Here is a 17,760-nt window from a genome sequence, read left to right as displayed (position 1 = left end):
CTAGGAGAAATGTATGTATTCGTATTTGGTTAAAAAATTAACAGGAATTTCAGTTATCGGTTTGAGCGCCTTGGCTTTAGCAGCATGCTCAACATCTTCAAACAGTTCATCTAGTGAAACCGTTGCTGTTGGTATTTTGCAGTATATGGAGCATGATTCTTTGACAGCAGCACGTGAAGGATTTGTGGCAGAATTGGCTGCAAATGGTTATACAGAAGGTGACAAGATTACCTTGGACTACCAAAATGCTCAAGGAGATCAAGCCAACCTTCAGACCATTTCGGAGCAATTGGTCGGTGATAATGATATTGTCCTAGCGATTGCAACACCTGCAGCACAAAGTTTAGCAACTGTTTCGACGGAAACACCGATTCTGTTTACTGCAGTAACGGACCCACTTTCAGCTGACTTGGTTGAATCAATTGAACAACCTGGCGGATTATTAACAGGTACATCAGACCAGGCACCGATTGGTAAACAAGTTGAATTATTGGGACAGGCTGTGCCAGATGCGAAAACAGTTGGTATTCTCTATACGACCAGTGAGCGAAATTCAGAAGTACAGGTTGAGCAAGCGCAAAAATTACTTGAAGATGCAGGTTATACAGTTGTTGTTAAGGGCATTTCTTCGACAAATGAAGTTCAAGACGCAGCAACTAGCTTGATGCAAGATGTAGATGCTGTCTTTGTTCCAACGGACAATACTGTTGCATCAACGATGTCAATGATTGGTGAATTATCTGTTGAATATAAAGTGCCAGTTATTGGTGGTTCGACAGACATGGTAGATCAAGGTGGTCTCCTAACTTACGGTACTAACTACGAAGCGCTTGGGCGTCAGACTGCTAAGATTGCTATCGAAATTCTCGAAGGTGCTGATCCAGCAGAAACAGCTGTTCAGTATCCAGAAACTGTTGAATTGCATGTCAATACTGATATGGCAGAAAAACTCGGTATTGATGTATCTAACCTTACCGTTTCAGAATAAGAAAAACTAGAAGACCCCAATTGATGACGGGGCAATAAAAGGAGTAAATCGTGGATTTGATTTTATCAAGTATTTCTCAGGGTCTCCTTTGGTCAATTATGGCCATCGGTGTTTACCTGACCTTCCGTATTTTAGATATCGCAGACTTGACAGCAGAAGGTGCCTACCCGCTTGGCGCCGCTGTCTGTGCAACTGGAATTGTTAATGGGCTGAACCCTTTGCTTGCGACCTTCCTAGGCTTTGTCGCGGGGATGCTAGCTGGTTTAGTGTCGGGCTTGCTTCATACCAAGTTGAAAATTCCAGCCCTTTTAACAGGTATCGTAACCTTGACGGGCCTCTACTCGATTAACCTCAAGGTTTTGGGAAAGGCAAACGTAGCCTTGCTAAAACAGGAAACACTGGTGACACAATTGCAAGATTTGGGCCTTACGAAGACAAATGCTGTTTTGCTGATTGGAGCAGCCTTCGTTATTGTGGTGATCCTTTTATTGACTCTTTTGCTCAATACGCAAATTGGTTTGGCCATTCGTTCAACAGGTGACAATATCCCGATGAGTGAAGCCAACGGCATCAATGTTGATAATATGAAAATCTATGGTTACATGTTGTCCAATGGCTTGATTGCCCTCTGTGGTGCCTTATTGACACAAAACAATGGTTATGCAGATTTGAACTCTGGTACAGGTACCATTGTTATCGGCTTGGCTTCTGTGATTATCGCAGAAGTGGTATTGCGCAATTTGAAAATTGGACAACGCTTGGCATCTGTCGTACTAGGAGCCGTTATTTACCGCTTGATTATCTTGACTATCTTGGAAATTCCAGGTATGGATGCTGACCTTGTGAAACTCTTCTCTGCCATTCTCTTGGCAACGGTTCTCTATGTGCCAGAATTGCAGAAAAAGTTCAACATTCGTCGTCCAAAGTTGAACGGAAATGCTTAGGAGGAAGTAATGACAACTATTTTATCGATTCAAAATATTCATAAAACCTTCGAAGCAGGAACGGTTAATGAGAACCATGTTCTTCGAGGTTTAAACTTAGATGTACAAGAAGGTGATTTTATCTCTATTATCGGTGGTAATGGTGCAGGTAAATCAACTTTTATGAACTCACTTGCAGGTGCTCTGACAGTTGATTCAGGTGATATTTTACTTGAAGGAAAATCCATCAAAAATGTTTCAGCTGCTAAACGCTCAAAAGACATTAGTAGAGTTTTCCAAGATCCTAAGATGGGCACGGCTTCCCGTTTGACCATTGAAGAAAATATGGCCATTGCCTACCGTCGTGGTTTATCTCGTGGTCTAGGCTGGGGTGTGAAAGACAGCGAACGTGCAATCTTCAAAGAGGCCTTGAAAGAACTTGGTTTGGGCTTGGAAGAGCGTATGAAAGTGGATACGCAGTTTCTTTCAGGGGGGCAGCGTCAGGCACTGACCTTGATGATGGCTTCGCTTGTGAAACCCAAAGTTCTCCTCCTAGATGAGCATACTGCAGCGCTGGATCCAAAGACCAGTGACATGGTGATGGAATTGACCAAGAAAATCGTGGAAAGTCATCAATTGACAGCCCTTATGATTACCCATAACATGGAAAATGCCATTGAATACGGAAACCGTTTGGTCATGTTGCACCGTGGTCAAATCGTTGTCGATGTTCGTGGTGAAGAAAAGAAAAACTTAACCGTTCAAGACCTTATGGAACTCTTCCATAAAAATAGCGGTGAAAAACTCATTGATGATGAGATGATTTTGTAAAAAAAAACTACTGATTTATTCAAATCAGTAGTCTTTTTTTATATCGTCATTTGAATTAGCCTTGCTATATCGTCACTCTTAGCTTACCGTACTCTAGTACTGCCTGCTCTTCAGTTCTTGTCTGAAAGCTAATTTATTTGACTAGACTTGTAGATATTCCAGCATTTCTTCCATTGGAATTTGATGGATGGCTGCCTGGCCTAATTGTGGTACGATGACAAGTTTGATGGTCTTGCCACGTGCTTTTTTATCGTGAGTTAGGGCGGCGTATAATTCATCTACATTCCAAGGCTGATGTGCAATCGGCAAGCCGAATTTTTCACACATGGCGATAATCTTTTCTGTCATACCGGTTGGCATCAGTCCTTTTTTCTCAGCTGCGCGTGAGATTTGTACCATACCGATGGCAACAGCTTCACCGTGCATGACCTGGCCGTAGCCAGCGGTCGCTTCAATAGCATGTCCGATCGTGTGACCGAAGTTTAGGTAGAGTCTGACACCGTTGTCTAATTCATCTTCGACAACGACCTTGCGTTTAACTTCACAGGAGTGGTAGATGATATAGTCAGCATGCTCCAGAATGCTCTCGACAGAGCCGTCTAATTGGTCTAGGGTTTCCCAGAGCTCCACATCATCTATTAAGCCATATTTGACAACCTCGCCCATTCCTTCAATCAATTCACGTTTGCCGAGTGTTTTTAGGGTATCAGGGTCAATGAGAACGCCGTCTGGTTGGCAGAAGGTCCCCACCATATTTTTGGCAAATGGGGTGTTCACGCCAGTTTTTCCCCCGATAGAAGAATCGACTTGGGCAGTTAGGCTGGTTGGGATTTGTAGGAAATGGATACCACGCATATAGGTAGAAGCGACAAAACCTGCCAAATCACCAACGACACCACCACCCAGGGCAATGATTCCGTCACTGCGTGTCATGCCATTTTTTACGAGAAATTCGTAGGCTTGATTGACAGTGTCAAGATTTTTTGATGCTTCGCCTTCTGAAAATTCAAAAGCAATGGTTTCAAAACCAGCTTGTTCCAAGCTTGACTGGACTGTTTCACGGTAGAGTGAGCCAACGTGGTCATCTGTAATAATGGCGATTTTCTGAGGTTTCCAAAGTTCTTTGACCCATGCACCTGTCTGTGCTAAACTTCCTCTTTGGATAAGGATGTCGTAGGGATTGTAGGGAATATTGACGGTCAGTTTCATCAGATTTCCTCTCTATTTGATGTCGTATTTCTGGACTAATTGGTCCCAAATCAAGTCAGTCGGCATTTCCTTACCAGTCCAGGCTTGGAAGGCTTCAGCTGCTTGAAAGAGTAGCATGCCCAAACCATTGATAGTTGGGTTGCCTTGTGACTGGGCAAGCTTCATTAAAGGTGTTTCAAAAGGTTGGTATATGATATCTGCAACCAAGAGCTGTTCTGGGAATTCTAGGCTGGTAGGGACAGGTAAAGAAACTCCGTCCATTCCGACACTAGTGCCGTTGACCAACAGGTCTGACTTGGTAATTTCTTCTTGCATCAACTGGCTATCATCGTTGACTAGAACCTTCATGGGCACTCCAGTAGCTTGTGTAATTGGTGCAATGCTTGCCTTTGTTCTTTCCAAGCTTTGTTTCCGACAGAAAATGGTGATTTCTTTGGCATCGTCCAGTGCAGCCTGAGCTATGATAGCAGTAGAAGCACCACCACCACCTAGAATGGTCAGGCATTTGTTGTCTACTTGAAATCCTCTTAAATTTTCCAAGCTTTTGAAAAAGCCAATACCGTCAGTATTGTGCCCAATTAGCTTTCCATCCTGATGAATAACGGTATTGACAGCGCCAATCAGGCGTGCAGACGCTGTTAAATCATCTAGATAAGGGATGACAGCTTGCTTATAGGGCATAGAAAGATTGATTCCAAACATATCATAGCGTTTGATATTTTCTAGCGTAACAGCCAAGTCTTCCTCTGGAATTTCCCAAGCAACATATACTCCATTTACACCTGTATCTTGAAAAGCCAGATTATGAATAAAAGGGGAAATTGAGTGTTTGATTGGCTTGGCTACAACAGCAGCTAAGCGAGTATATCCATCAATAGTCACAGGTCTCCTCCATTTTTCATCTGATTTTTTTAATAGTCGAGTTTATAAAGTTTGGTGGATTTCACGGATAAGGGCTTCCGTTTTATCCCAGCCCAAACAAGGGTCTGTAATGGATTTGCCGAATACCTCAGGGCTATCTTGACGGCCGTCTTCTAAGTAGGATTCAATCATGAAACCACGGACATATTTGCGAATCGCTTCATTCCAATCACGGTTGATGAGGGTCTGACGGACGATACGGATTTGTTCCAGGTAGTTTTTACCAGAATTGTCGTGGTTGGTATCAATGACGATAAATGGATTTTTAAGACCAAATTGTTCATACTGTTTGATAGTTTTCAAGAGAATATCGTAGTAGTAGTTTGGCTCATATCCGCCCTTTTCAGTATTGGCACCACGAAGGATAGCATGAGCTAGAGGGTTGCCATCTGTATCAACTTCGGCATCACGGTAGATAAAATTCTGCTTGTTTTGTGCTGCGTAGATACCGTTGAACATGACAGTCAAGTTACCAGAAGTTGGGTTTTTCATACCTGTTGGCATGTCGATGCCTGAGGCAACAAAGCGGTGTTCTTGGTCTTCAACCGAACGAGCTCCGATGGCATGGTAGGAAACCAAATCCTCTACCAGTGGGTAGTTGGCAGAGTAGAGCATTTCATCAGCAGTTGTGAGTCCGGTCTCAGTAATGACACGGTAATGCAAATTACGAACGGCTGCAATTCCGTTAATGAGGTCTGGTAATTTAGAAGTATCTGGCTGATGAACCAGTCCTTTATAGCCTTCCCCATTGGTACGTGGCTTAGCTGTGTAAACCCGCATGACCATGAAGATTTTATCCTTGACTTCCTCTTGAAGTTTGGAGAGACGACGTGCGTATTCCAAAACGGCCTCTTCATTATCAGAAGAGCAAGGGCCGATAACCAAGAGCAAACGGTCATCTTCGCCTCGGATAATGCCTTTCAGTTCTTCATCACGCTGATTTTTTGCAGCCAGAAAGTCTCCTTCGAGCTTTGAAAGCTCTTTTACTTTATCAATGTCTAAACTGATGCTACGTTTGTGGATTCCCATAGTATTTTCCTATCTCTTGTAAATTTCTCGGATGAGTTCTTGTGTTTTTTCCCAGCCTAAGCAAGGGTCTGTGATGGATTTTCCATAGACATCTGGATTGTCTTGGCGACCGTCTTCAATGTAGGATTCAATCATGAAGCCGCGAACGTAGTTACGAATGGATTCGTTCCAGTCACGGTTGATTAAGGTTTGACGGACGATACGGATTTGTTCCAAATAATTTTTCCCAGAATTGTCATGGTTGGTATCAATGATGATGAATGGATTTTTCAAGCCAAATTGGCCATAGAGTTCAATGGTTTCCAAGAGATTATCGTAGTAGTAGTTTGGTACATATTTGCCATTTTCATTGACTGCGCCACGAAGGATAACGTGAGCAAGTGGGTTACCAGATGTTTCAACTTCCGTATTATTGAAGAGGAATGATTGTTTCTTCTGAGCGGCAAAAAGACCATTGAACATGACTTTGAGGTTACCTGATGTTGGGTTTTTGAGGCCAGTTGGAACGTCGATGCCTGATGCAACAAAGCGGTGTTGTTGGTTTTCCACCGAACGTGCTCCGATAGCGATGTAGGAAACCAAGTCGTCTACCAATGGCAGGTTTTCTGGATAAAGCATTTCATCTGCAGTTGTTAATCCAGTTTCGGTAATGACGCGGTAGTGCAAATTACGCACAGCCTTGATACCGTTGATTAAGCTTGGTGCGGCATCTGTATCAGGTTGGTGCATGAGGCCCTTGTAGCCGTCACCATTTGTACGTGGCTTGGCAGTGTAGACCCGCATGACCATGAAAATTTTATCTTTGACTTCTTCTTGAAGTTTGGCCAAACGGTGTGCGTAGTCCAAGACGGCCTCTTCATTGTCTGATGAACATGGGCCAATTACTAGGAGAAGACGATCATCTTCACCTTTTAAGATGGCTTCAAGTTCACGGTCACGAGCTTGTTTTTTAGCAAGTGTTTCTGGAGAGAGTTTAGAATGCTCTCGCACTTGATTGATGTCAATTTTTTTACTGATTGCTGTAAACAATATAGAAGTCCTCTTTCATTGGTATATTCCTTAATTTTACCATTATTTTTAAGATTTTTAAACTAAAATAAATTCATTTTGATAAAATTTTCAGTAAATTCTGGAAATTCTGAGATTGATATGATACAATCTGAACTTCACATATATTTTTATGCTTCAAGAGGAATTTTCTTATAGAAATTAATCTGAAATTGTCAAAAAAATCTGAAAACTCTTTGAAAATATGCTAGAATAGAACTGAAACTGTTCTGAGGTACAATGAAATGAAATTAAAAACGAATGTTCAAGCATTAAAAGGAACTATCCGAGTACCGGGAGACAAATCGATTAGTCACCGTTCTATTATCTTTGGTTCCATCGCTAAAGGTGTTACCAAGGTCTATGATATCTTGCGTGGTGAGGATGTTTTGTCCACCATGCAGGTTTTTCGTGATTTGGGTGTGAAAATAGAAGATAAAGGTGATGTGGTTGAAGTACATGGTGTTGGTTTTGAAGGCTTACAAGCTCCTAAAAATCACCTAGATATGGGAAATTCAGGCACCTCTATTCGCTTGATTTCAGGTGTTTTGGCTGGTCAGGACTTTGAAGCGACCATGTTTGGTGATGATTCCCTTTCTAAGCGACCAATGGACCGTGTGACCATTCCTCTTAGTCAAATGGGTGTCGAAATCGCTGGACAGACCGAGCGTGATTTGCCACCTCTGGTCATCAAGGGTAGCAAGAATTTACAAGCTATCCACTACAAACTCCCTGTAGCATCAGCCCAAGTCAAGTCTGCTCTGCTATTTGCAGCCTTACAGGCTGAAGGGGAGAGTATCATCATCGAGAAAGAGTTGACCCGTAATCACACGGAGGATATGATTGTCCAGTTTGGCGGTCAGTTGGATGTCAATGGTAAGGAAATTCGTATCAGAGGTGGTCAGGAATTTACTGGTCAGGAGATTACGGTTCCGGGGGATATTTCAAGTGCGGCCTTTTGGTTAGTAGCTGGTCTGGTGGTGCCAAATTCCAAGATCGTTCTGGAAAATGTCGGTATCAATGAAACACGGATTGGGATTTTAGATGTTATCAAGGCAATGGGAGGCAAGATTAGCCTGTCCCATGTGGATGAGCTGGCAAAATCTGCGACCATTACAGTGGAAACTTCTGACTTGCAAGGGACAGAGATTGCTGGCGACCTCATTCCACGCTTGATTGATGAATTGCCGATTATTGCTCTCCTAGCCACCCAAGCCAATGGCACAACGGTCATTCGGGATGCGGAGGAGCTGAAAGTTAAGGAAACAGACCGTATTCAAGTGGTAGCAGATGCCCTGAATAGTATGGGAGCAAACATTGATCCGACCGCAGATGGTATGATTATCCATGGAAAAACTAGCTTGCACGGTGCGACTGTCAATACCTTTGGCGACCACCGTATCGGGATGATGGCAGCTATTGCGGCCCTTTTGACTCAGGATGGAGAAGTGGACTTGGAAAGAGCGGAAGCGATCAATACCAGCTATCCAGCCTTCTTTGACCACTTAAATAGTTTGATAGACTAGGAGAAATTATGCCAATCGTTTTACTTGGATTTATGGGAGTAGGAAAAACCACTACTGCAAATTTGCTAAATTTACCTGTTTACGATATGGACCAAATCATTGAAGAACGAATTGGCATGTCTATCGCAGATTATTTCAGACTTAAAGGTGAAGCCGCCTTTCGTCAAGTTGAAACGGAAGTCTTGAAAGAATTGTTGGCCTTGTCAGCTGACTGCCTTGTGTCGACAGGTGGCGGTGTAGTCAAATCAGAGTTCAATCGTCAGTTATTGCAAAAGAATAAGGAAAATAATGTCTTATTGACGGCATCATTTGATGTTGCCTATGAGCGAATTAGCCAAGATAGTCAATCCCAGCGTCCCCTCTTTTTAGAAAATAGTAAGGATGACTTTGAAACAATCTATCAAGAGCGAATGTCTCTCTATCAAGGATTGGCTGATACCGTCATTGATACGGATGATTTAAGTCCAGAACATGTAGCAAGGAAAATTCTATGCAAGTAGCTTACTTAGGCCCTCGCGGGTCCTTTACTCACCACGTTGCCCAGCAAGCCTTTCCAGAGGCTGATTTGCTGGCTTATGGGACTATAACGGAAGTCATCAAGGCCTTTGAATCAGGGCAAGTAGAGTATTCAGTTGTTCCTGTTGAAAATTCCATTGAGGGCAGTGTTCATGAGACCATTGATTATCTTTTCCATCAGGCGGAAATTCATGCAGTTGCAGAGGTTGTGCAGCCCATCGCCCAACAACTCTTGGCAACCAGTGCAGATAAGCCGATTGAGGTTATCTATTCGCACCCGCAGGCCATAGCTCAAGGCAAGAAGTACGTCCAGGAGCATTATCCGCAGGCACGACTTGAAATGACAGCTAGTACTGCCTACGCGGCACGGTTTGTAGCGGAGCATCCCGAACACCCCTTCGCCGCAATCGCACCTCATGCGGCGGCGGATGAGTATGGCTTGGAAGTTGTGGCTCAGGATATTCAGGAAATTAGCCAAAACTTTACCCGTTTTTGGCTATTGGGGCAGGACAAACCGAGGCTTTCATTGCCAGCTGGAGAGAAGAAAGTATCTTTGGCGCTAACTCTGCCAGATAATTTACCAGGTGCTCTTTATAAGGCAATGTCTGTTTTTGCTTGGCGGGGGATTGACCTGACCAAGATTGAAAGTCGGCCTCTCAAAACGGCACTTGGTGAGTACTTCTTTATCATTGACGCGGAGAACCAGCAGGATGAACTGCTCAGCTATGCCTTAAAAGAATTGACAAGTTTGGGGATTTCTTATAAAATTTTAGGGAACTATATGGTCTATCAGATCAAATAAGTCAGGGGAAAAGTGATGACCAAATACAAGGGAATCCTCAGTCATCATGAGGAATTACGAATTGATTATTTACAAAAAAATATCCACTATTTAAACGACAAGGAAAAGCGAGAGTTAGCTTATCTGCAACAAAAACTAGAGTTGCGTCAGACCTATGGTTCGCAAACTAGTCCTGTTCAGGAATCGAGACCTTCCAGACGAAAATCTCGGTCTCGTAGTTTACCTGTCGAAGAGGATGAGGATCTTCTCCCAGATTGGAATGAAGACCATGGAAAGGATAAGTGGAAGAAATCTGCTCAGGTGGTGACCGACTGGGAGGAAAATGGTGAGGAGGAGTTGCCAACATACCCCAAAAAAGAGCGGATGCGCAAACCCTTCTTTGCCAAAAAAGAACCAGTAGCTAAGCCTAAAAAGAAAAAGCGAGGCATCAAAACCTATTTTAAATGGTTTTTAATGGCTATCGGTTTGGTCTTGTTGGCCATGGGCTTTATGGCCTTCAAAGGCTATACTTCTGTTGAGAATAAAGCTACTAGTGAGGTCTTTTATGGTGAAAATACCAGTAATGGTGTCAATATTTTGATTCTAGGAACGGATGGTCGAGTCGGAGAAACATCAGACGCTACCCGAACAGACTCTATCATGGTCTTGAATGTCAATAACAGTGACAACAAGGTGAAAATGGTTAGCTTTATGCGGGATACTTTGATTGACATTGGTGGCTATGACTATAAGCTAAATGTTGCCTATACCTTTGGTGAGCAAAATAACCAGCAAGGAGCTGAAAATGTTCGTCAGGTATTAAAAGAGAATTTTGATATTGATATTAAATATTATGCCATGATTGACTTTTCAACCTTTGCGACAGCTATAGATACACTTTTTCCAAACGGAGTCACTATTGACGCACAGTTTGGAACCGTAAATGGCTACGATGTCACAGAGGTTGATGTCCCTGATGATCTCAATATGGAAAATGGTGTTGTGCCAAGTCAGACCATTCAAGAAGGTGTACAGCAAATGGATGGCCGTACCCTGCTCAACTATGCTCGATTCCGTAAAGATGATGAGAATGACTTTGGTCGAACACGACGACAACAACAGGTTATGGCAGCCATTTTGTCACAGGTTAAAAATCCAAGCAAACTCTTTACAGGTGCGGAGGCAATCGGTAAAGTCTATGCTCTCACATCTACCAATATCCCGGGTAGTTTTGTCTTTACAGACGGAATTGCCACTGTCTTAGATGGTGCTAATGGGATTGAGCAAACCACAATTCCAGAATATGGGGATTGGATAGATGAGTATGATGTTTATGGTGGACTAGGTTTGAAAATTGATTTCTATAAATACCAAGAAAAGCTTGCAGCACTTGGTTTACGGTAGAAGAGAGGCTCTTTGGCCGTAAATATGATATACTAGAAAGTGACTTCGGTCACTTTTTTCGTGACCTCATTTAGAAAGTAGAACTATGTTAGAAAAAAATCAAATTGTTGAAGTAGATATTATTGACTTGACCCACGAGGGCCAAGGGGTTGCCAAGTTAGACGGCTTTGTCTTTTTCGTGGACAATGCCCTACCAGGTGAGCGTATCAAGATGAAAATTCTCAAGCTCAAAAAGAATATCGGTTTTGGTAAGGTGGAAGAATGGTTGAGTATCTCAGCTGACCGCAATCAGGACTTGGATTTAACCTATCTAAGAACGGGGATTGCTGATTTGGGGCACTTGAACTACCCTGCACAACTGGCTTTTAAGAAGAAACAGGTGGAAACCAGTCTGCGGAAAATTGCAGGTCTGACAGATATAACTGTTGCAGATACGATTGGTATGGATAGTCCCTTTGCCTATCGTAATAAGGCTGCCGTTCCTGTCCGTCGTGTCAATGGACAGCTAGAAACAGGTTTTTTCAGAAAGAATTCTCATGATTTGATTCCTATTGAAGATTTTTATATCCAGCACCCAGAGATTGATCAGGTCATCGCATTTACCCGTGATCAGCTACGTAAACTGGATCTCAAGCCCTATGATGAAAAAGAGCAGACAGGCCTGATTCGCAATATCATCGTCCGCCGTGGGCATTATTCTGGTCAGCTCATGCTGGTTTTGGTGACGACACGTCCAAAGATTTTCCGTGTAGAAACCTTGGTGGAACGCTTGACAACCGCCTTTCCAAATCTGGTGTCCATTATCCAAAACATCAATGATCAGAACACTAATGCGATTCTTGGCCAGGAATTTCGTCTTTTGCATGGCTCTGAAACCATTGTCGATACCATGTTGGGCAATGAATTTGAGATCTCTGCCCCATCTTTCTATCAGGTCAATACGGAAATGGCAGAGCATCTTTACCAAGTGGCCATTGACTTTGCGGCGGTCGATTCTGAGGATATTGTCATCGATGCCTACTCTGGAATCGGCACTATTGGCCTCTCCTTTGCCAAGCAAGTCAAGCATGTCTACGGCGTAGAGGTCATTCCAGAAGCGGTGGCTGATTCCCTGAAAAATGCCGAGCGAAATGGCATTTCCAATGTAACCTATGTTTGCGATAGTGCAGAAGCTGCCATGCAAAATTGGGTCAAGGAAGGTATTCAACCAACTGTCTTCGTCGTAGATCCACCACGGAAAGGCCTGACAGACAGCTTCATCAAAGCCAGTGCCTCTGTCCAGCCAGACAAGCTTGTCTATATCTCCTGCAACGTAGCCACCATGGCGCGTGATATCAAGCTCTACGAAGAATTGGGCTACAAACTGACCAAGGTACAGCCGGTGGATCTTTTTCCGAATACGCACCACGTTGAGGCGGTTGTGAAATTGTCCAAACGAGATATCAACCATCATATTGATCTTGAAATCAATGAAGAAGATCTCAAAGATATTTCTGTCAAGAAGGATGCCACTTATTCAGAAATCAAAGATTATGTCTTTAGAAAATTTGAATTAAAAGTATCTACCCTTAACATTGCACAAGTAAAAAGGAAACTTGGGATAATCGAGCGAGAGAACTATAATCACTCTAAGAAAGAAAATCAAAGAGTTCCAAATTGTCCACCCAAAAAAGAACAAGCTATCATCGATGCGTTAACTTGGTTTGGAATGATTGAGTAATTAAATAAATTAAAAAGTGCAGAATTGATTTGCACTTTTTAACGTTCATAATCATTTGTATTGCGATTTTTACTTATTTGTTTTTGGTGTAATTTTTTGTGTTTTTCGATGCGTTCAAATACTTTTTTCTTATCATTTTCAGTGAGATAGTTTTGAAAATCTTCGTATAGGTTCATTGCAGGCTGCACTTCCTTCAATAGCGAATCCATTTTTTTCTCCGCTTCTTTTTGTTCAGCAATGCGTACTGACCTCTCATGTTGAAGTTGTACTCTAGCTCTTTTCAATTCACCAGTCAATTGGCTAATTTTCTTTTTTAATCCTTTGACAATACTATTGTTAAAGACTTTATCAATAAAATCGTCTAAAATTTGTTTCATAGGTTTGGTATTTACTTGGTATAACATTTTTTCAAAAATTTTTAAAGGTACAACTGCAAATTTTTCTTTTTTTCCAATTAGTCCACGTTCCTCTACTTTAAAGTCCTTGGTAAATAGGTAATTCTTATCCTCTTTAATTCCAATATCCTTTAATAATTGTTCGTTGATAGCATTTATAGCTTTTTCTTGAGCTAATAGTAATTCTAGTTTATCAGCTTTAGCTTCAAACTTTTCATCTAACTTATTAACAGACTCTTGCTTTGAATGGATGACATTATCATATTGTTCAATTGATTGTGTTTTTCTATCAATCTCTTTTTCAAGTGTATTCAACTTCTCTTTCTTTTTTGCAAATTCTTTTTCTACTTTTGAGACCTCAGAAGTGATTTCAGCTTTAATCTCATTCAGTTTCTTTCCTTTTTCCTCCTCAAGTTCAGCCATCATTTCTTTATATTCACGCATGTCTTTAATCTTGTTCGTACCTACTTTTTTACGTTCGACTGCCATTTCTTTCAACATTGTCTCAAGGACTTTAATTTCGTTGTTGCGAAAAGCCATAAGTTGAAATTTTCCTTTTTCTGTAAATCCCTCTTGCTTCAATGCTTTTGAAAAGCTGGGCTGTTTAGAGAGACCATTTTTATAACCGTCTGCGATGGGAACTACATTTAAATGTAAATGCGGAGCACCTTTTTCATCCAGATGCACTACTGCATTATAAACACGGAAATGTGGATGACGTTTTTCGAAATCTTGTGCATATTTAGCTAAATATATCCCTATGTTGAGTTTATATCCTTCTGGTAATTCATCCCAATCCGCTTTTGATCCAATACCAATGATAAACTCTCTTTGTTGATCTAAGGTATCAAGTTTACCAACATGTTTATAATAATCCTTGATTTTTCGATCATTTCTTATCTGCTTTTCATTGTATTCCTGCAAAGAAGGTCCAAATTCCTTTTCATATAGCTCTCGAATATCTAATTGTTTAACTACAATATTTTGATGACTTTTATCTCTAAGAATATGTGAATGTTCTGGGCTCTTCCATTCTTTTTCTGTTAAATCTCTATTATTATGTCGAATGTTTGTCATTCTCGGATTTGTTTTAAATGAAATAGTTAATTTTGGCATCACGTATACTCCTTAAAAATTTTTCTTTAATACAGTATGCCTTAAAAACTCATTTTAAAAATTTGAGAATGAATTTATTGGGAACTATCCCTGAACCAAGTAATTAATTACTGATGTTTTATTCTTTAGGACTGAAATCTATGGAGACCAATCTCTTACTATTAGAATGAAATTGACACCTTAACGAGTCCATTATAGAAAAATGTATTGACTATTTAAGTAATCCATATTTAAGCGATTAATGGTTTTGTATAGTTGACCATTTTGGCTGTAATAATGGATTCATAAATTACTCCATGATTGAAAAACATTGGCTAATAAAGTAATCCATGTTTGTAAAATAAAAGGCCAAGTAAAGTAGTCCATAATTGTATAATATATGGCTGAATAAACTAGTCCATATTCTCTAAATTAATGGACTAATTAAAGAAGCCCATATTTTCAAAAATAGCGGACCAATAAAGTAATCCATTCTTTAACAGATAATGGTTTTATAAAGTTACCCATTATGACTTAAAAAATGGATAGATAAATGACCCCATTATTTTTGTAGAAAAGTGATTATTTAAGATTGGTATCTTAATTTCTAAATTATCAATATCTTAAAATTTTGTGTTATGATTGCTCGAATAGCGAACAACGGCGAGGCGCTCCGCTATTCCTCGCCAAATAAATTAGACTCAATGATTTTCATTAAAAAATTTGAGAAGCAAGTAACAGAGGTTTTTGTTACTTTTTGTCAAAAAGTAACGTTTTTGTAGTTTTGACAACCCTACGGTTCATCAAAACTACAAACGCTCTGCCGAGGGCTATGGGTTGCACCCCTTTTTTGACCCTCACGGTTCAAAAAATTCACTGCTTTTTCGGCCCACAAAAGTGGCCTCGAAAAAATCGGCGCGAACTACGCACCGAAAAAATTGCTTCACGCAATTTTTGCTTGCCCATCTTTTGCTAACAAAATAATTTCAGCTGCGCTAAAATTATCAGCAAAAAATGGTCTTCGCCCGTCGCACGAATCAACGTGCGATTTGTCCGCGAACAGCGCAGACAAAAAAGAGAGAGCTTATAACTCCCTCCCATGCTTATTAACTAGGCTATTACTCTAGTTAATGTTTGCAATTAGACATATATTCATCATACGAGATTTCCAATGGCTCATAAATCGAAATAGTTTTAAGCTCAATCAACGGTCGTGGGACTGACCCCAAAAAAGTGAGAATTTAATAAAAACACCCTAGGGCTACCGTCTCCGGTATTCAACCGGAGACAGGTAGTCCAATTTTTGTTGGATTCTTTTTTCATTATAATATTTGATGTAATTTTCTACAATTTGAATTACAATATATTTCTGAAACTACACAATACAAATATTGACATGCAATTATTAATTGGTGGATTTTAAGTTGACATCTATAAAGTTTAATGTTAGAATACATTCAAAAATATATTTGAATGAGGTGTTTTATGATTCAAAATATTGTTACTTCAATAATCCTGTATTCTGGGACAGCCGTAGACTTACTTATTATCCTAATGTTATTTTTTGCCAAAAGAAAAAGCAGAAAAGACATCATTAACATCTATTTAGGACAATTTCTAGGCTCTGTTAGTCTAATATTGCTAAGTTTGCTTTTTGCATTTGTCTTAGATTATATTCCTAGTAAAGAGATTTTAGGTTTGCTCGGTTTGATTCCAATTTTCCTAGGCCTCAAAGTTTTGCTTTTAGGAGATTCTGATGGAGAAGCTATTGCCAAAGAAGGTTTGAGCAAAGATAATAAAAACCTGATTTTTCTAGTCGCTATGATTACTTTTGCAAGTTGTGGTGCTGACAATATTGGTGTCTTTGTCCCATATTTTACTACCTTAAATTTAGCGAATTTGATAGTGGCTTTACTGACCTTTCTAGTCATGATTTATCTCTTGGTTTTTTCTGCCCAAAAATTGTCACAAGTCCCTTCTGTTGGAGAAACTTTGGAAAAATATAGCAGATGGTTTATTGCCGTTGTCTATTTAGGATTGGGGATGTATATCCTGATTGAAAACAACAGCTTTGACATGCTATGGGCTGTGTTAGGCTAGGAGAAAAAAATTATGAAAAAAGATAGTATCTGTCAAGTGGATGTTATAAATCAACAAAATGTTACAACCGCAACGAACTACCTTGAAAAGGAAAAAGTCCAAAAATCACTTCGCATTTTATCAAAATTTACCGATAATAAACAGATAAATATCATCTTTTATCTCCTTGCCGTCGAAGAACTCTGTGTCTGCGATATAGCCTGTTTATTAAATCTCAGTATGGCATCTGCCTCCCACCATCTTCGTAAACTAGCCAATCAAAACATCTTGGACACTAGAAGAGAGGGGAAAATTATATATTATTTTATAAAAGATGAGGAAATCAGAGATTTTTTTAATCAACTAGGATAACAACTATTTTTACTACTTTTCCATGATTATAGGGAGATTATATATGAAATTTTTGATGAAAATTACTCACAAGAAATACCTACTCGTATCAAATGTTTAAGAAAAAAGTATAATTTAAAGCAAAGCGACCTACGATTATATCAGCGTTTACAGACATTCAAGAGAAATCTCTTGGATGTCTTTTTTGGGCTAAAGCAAGGCTATGATTAGCCTTGGCAAATTTGCCTAACAGCTCCAAACCTGTCATCAAATGAAATCGATGACTTATCAGAATGAGTCGTAGCCTTCATCTCACAGTATAGGTAGATGGCTAATTTCATTTTAAAACTTTCAGTTTTAAGGGACTGACCCCAAAAAGTGAGAATTTAATAAAAAGACTTGACAAATTTCGTTTACAATAGTAGACTTATTTTGAACACATTCGTTTACATTTGTAAACGACAAGGAGGAAAGGAAAATGAGCACAATAGAACTTAATACTTCTATCACAGATGCTGAATGGGAAGTAATGCGTGTAGTTTGGGCAAATGATCGAGTAACTAGTAAAACAGTCATCTCTGTATTGAAAGAAAAAATGGACTGGACAGAATCCACTATCAAAACGATCTTAGGTCGATTAGTTGAAAAAGGCGTACTAAATACAGAGCAAGAAGGTAGAAAGTTTATTTACACTGCCAATATTGTAGAGAAAGAAGCCGTAAGGGATTATGCAGAAGATATTTTTAACCGTATTTGCAATAAGAAAGTTGGAAATGTAATAGGAAGCATCATTGAAAATCATGTCTTAAGCTTCGATGATATAGATCGACTAGAGAAAATATTAGAGATAAAAAAATCTTTCGCAGTAGAAGAAGTGGCTTGCAATTGTCCAGAAGGACAATGCGAGTGTCATTTACATCATCATTAACATAAGGAGGAATAAAA

The 17,760-nt window shown here is 40.1% G+C and carries 16 protein-coding genes and 1 pseudogene; 11 read left to right on the top strand and 6 right to left on the bottom strand.

Features of this window, described 5'->3' with window-relative positions; translation table 11 throughout:
* Nucleotides 1-13 precede the first annotated feature (13 nt).
* The 3 genes from JNG37_RS06065 to JNG37_RS06055 are packed head-to-tail and all read left to right on the top strand — an operon-like array spanning nucleotide 14 to nucleotide 2,742.
* Nucleotides 14-988, top strand: a complete 975-nt coding sequence (locus JNG37_RS06065) for an ABC transporter substrate-binding protein (RefSeq protein WP_158455201.1) — start codon at nucleotides 14-16, stop codon at nucleotides 986-988.
* 50 nt (nucleotides 989-1,038) lie between these two features.
* A complete protein-coding gene (locus JNG37_RS06060) occupies nucleotides 1,039-1,932 on the top strand; it encodes an ABC transporter permease (RefSeq protein ID WP_158455199.1) in 894 nt (297 codons plus the stop codon).
* A gap of 9 nt (nucleotides 1,933-1,941) precedes the next feature.
* On the top strand, nucleotides 1,942-2,742 hold the full coding sequence (locus tag JNG37_RS06055; protein WP_158455197.1) for an ABC transporter ATP-binding protein: 801 nt from the start codon (nucleotides 1,942-1,944) through the stop codon (nucleotides 2,740-2,742).
* A gap of 141 nt (nucleotides 2,743-2,883) precedes the next feature.
* Here the strand turns inward: JNG37_RS06055 and aroB are convergent, their stop codons facing one another.
* Genes aroB through JNG37_RS06035 form a run of 4 tightly spaced genes read right to left on the bottom strand, consistent with a single transcriptional unit; the run spans nucleotide 2,884 to nucleotide 6,933 of the window.
* Complete coding sequence (gene aroB, locus JNG37_RS06050) at nucleotides 2,884-3,951, bottom strand: 3-dehydroquinate synthase (RefSeq protein WP_158455195.1); 1,068 nt, start codon at nucleotides 3,949-3,951, stop codon at nucleotides 2,884-2,886.
* 12 nt (nucleotides 3,952-3,963) lie between these two features.
* Nucleotides 3,964-4,833 carry a shikimate dehydrogenase gene (locus JNG37_RS06045; RefSeq protein WP_158455192.1) on the bottom strand — a complete coding sequence of 290 codons (870 nt, stop codon included), beginning with the start codon at nucleotides 4,831-4,833 and terminating at the stop codon, nucleotides 3,964-3,966.
* A 42-nt stretch (nucleotides 4,834-4,875) separates the two neighbouring features.
* Entirely contained in the window at nucleotides 4,876-5,901 is a 1,026-nt protein-coding gene (locus JNG37_RS06040; protein ID WP_158455190.1) for a 3-deoxy-7-phosphoheptulonate synthase, read from the bottom strand.
* Nucleotides 5,902-5,910: 9 nt separating this feature from the next.
* Nucleotides 5,911-6,933 carry a 3-deoxy-7-phosphoheptulonate synthase gene (locus JNG37_RS06035; protein WP_158455188.1) on the bottom strand — a complete coding sequence of 341 codons (1,023 nt, stop codon included), beginning with the start codon at nucleotides 6,931-6,933 and terminating at the stop codon, nucleotides 5,911-5,913.
* A 260-nt stretch (nucleotides 6,934-7,193) separates the two neighbouring features.
* Between JNG37_RS06035 and aroA the strand changes: the two genes are divergently transcribed.
* The 5 genes from aroA to rlmD all read left to right on the top strand — a co-directional run bounded on the left by aroA (nucleotide 7,194) and on the right by rlmD (nucleotide 12,895).
* Nucleotides 7,194-8,474, top strand: a complete 1,281-nt coding sequence (gene aroA / locus JNG37_RS06030) for a 3-phosphoshikimate 1-carboxyvinyltransferase (RefSeq protein WP_158455186.1) — start codon at nucleotides 7,194-7,196, stop codon at nucleotides 8,472-8,474.
* 8 nt (nucleotides 8,475-8,482) lie between these two features.
* Complete coding sequence (locus tag JNG37_RS06025; protein WP_158455184.1) at nucleotides 8,483-8,974, top strand: shikimate kinase; 492 nt, start codon at nucleotides 8,483-8,485, stop codon at nucleotides 8,972-8,974.
* On the top strand, nucleotides 8,965-9,792 hold the full coding sequence (gene pheA, locus JNG37_RS06020) for a prephenate dehydratase (protein ID WP_158455182.1): 828 nt from the start codon (nucleotides 8,965-8,967) through the stop codon (nucleotides 9,790-9,792). Before JNG37_RS06025 ends, pheA begins: the two co-directional genes overlap by 10 nt.
* A 15-nt stretch (nucleotides 9,793-9,807) precedes the next feature.
* Nucleotides 9,808-11,175 carry an LCP family protein gene (locus JNG37_RS06015; RefSeq protein ID WP_158455180.1) on the top strand — a complete coding sequence of 456 codons (1,368 nt, stop codon included), beginning with the start codon at nucleotides 9,808-9,810 and terminating at the stop codon, nucleotides 11,173-11,175.
* A gap of 85 nt (nucleotides 11,176-11,260) precedes the next feature.
* Nucleotides 11,261-12,895, top strand: a complete 1,635-nt coding sequence (gene rlmD / locus JNG37_RS06010; RefSeq protein ID WP_158455178.1) for a 23S rRNA (uracil(1939)-C(5))-methyltransferase RlmD — start codon at nucleotides 11,261-11,263, stop codon at nucleotides 12,893-12,895.
* A gap of 38 nt (nucleotides 12,896-12,933) precedes the next feature.
* Here rlmD and JNG37_RS09890 read toward each other — a convergent pair whose 3' ends face one another.
* Entirely contained in the window at nucleotides 12,934-14,406 is a 1,473-nt protein-coding gene (locus tag JNG37_RS09890) for a plasmid recombination protein (RefSeq protein WP_024378623.1), read from the bottom strand.
* A 1,240-nt stretch (nucleotides 14,407-15,646) separates the two neighbouring features.
* Nucleotides 15,647-15,760 (bottom strand): annotated as a pseudogene (locus JNG37_RS06000) (IS3 family transposase); the annotation flags it as partial.
* 110 nt (nucleotides 15,761-15,870) lie between these two features.
* Here JNG37_RS06000 and JNG37_RS05995 point away from each other — a divergent pair.
* From JNG37_RS05995 to JNG37_RS05985, 3 genes are all read left to right on the top strand, one after another.
* Entirely contained in the window at nucleotides 15,871-16,485 is a 615-nt protein-coding gene (locus JNG37_RS05995) for a CadD family cadmium resistance transporter (protein ID WP_024389446.1), read from the top strand.
* 12 nt (nucleotides 16,486-16,497) lie between these two features.
* Nucleotides 16,498-16,836 (top strand): Cd(II)/Zn(II)-sensing metalloregulatory transcriptional regulator CadX, encoded by a 339-nt coding sequence (cadX, locus tag JNG37_RS05990; RefSeq protein WP_000711078.1) that lies wholly within the window; start codon nucleotides 16,498-16,500, stop codon nucleotides 16,834-16,836.
* Nucleotides 16,837-17,293: 457 nt separating this feature from the next.
* Complete coding sequence (locus JNG37_RS05985; protein ID WP_018381135.1) at nucleotides 17,294-17,743, top strand: CopY/TcrY family copper transport repressor; 450 nt, start codon at nucleotides 17,294-17,296, stop codon at nucleotides 17,741-17,743.
* Nucleotides 17,744-17,760 lie beyond the last annotated feature (17 nt).

This window comes from Streptococcus suis, assembly GCF_016775005.1.
Taxonomy (GTDB): Bacteria; Bacillota; Bacilli; order Lactobacillales; family Streptococcaceae; genus Streptococcus; species Streptococcus suivaginalis.
This window is presented reverse-complemented; position numbering and strand designations above follow the sequence as displayed.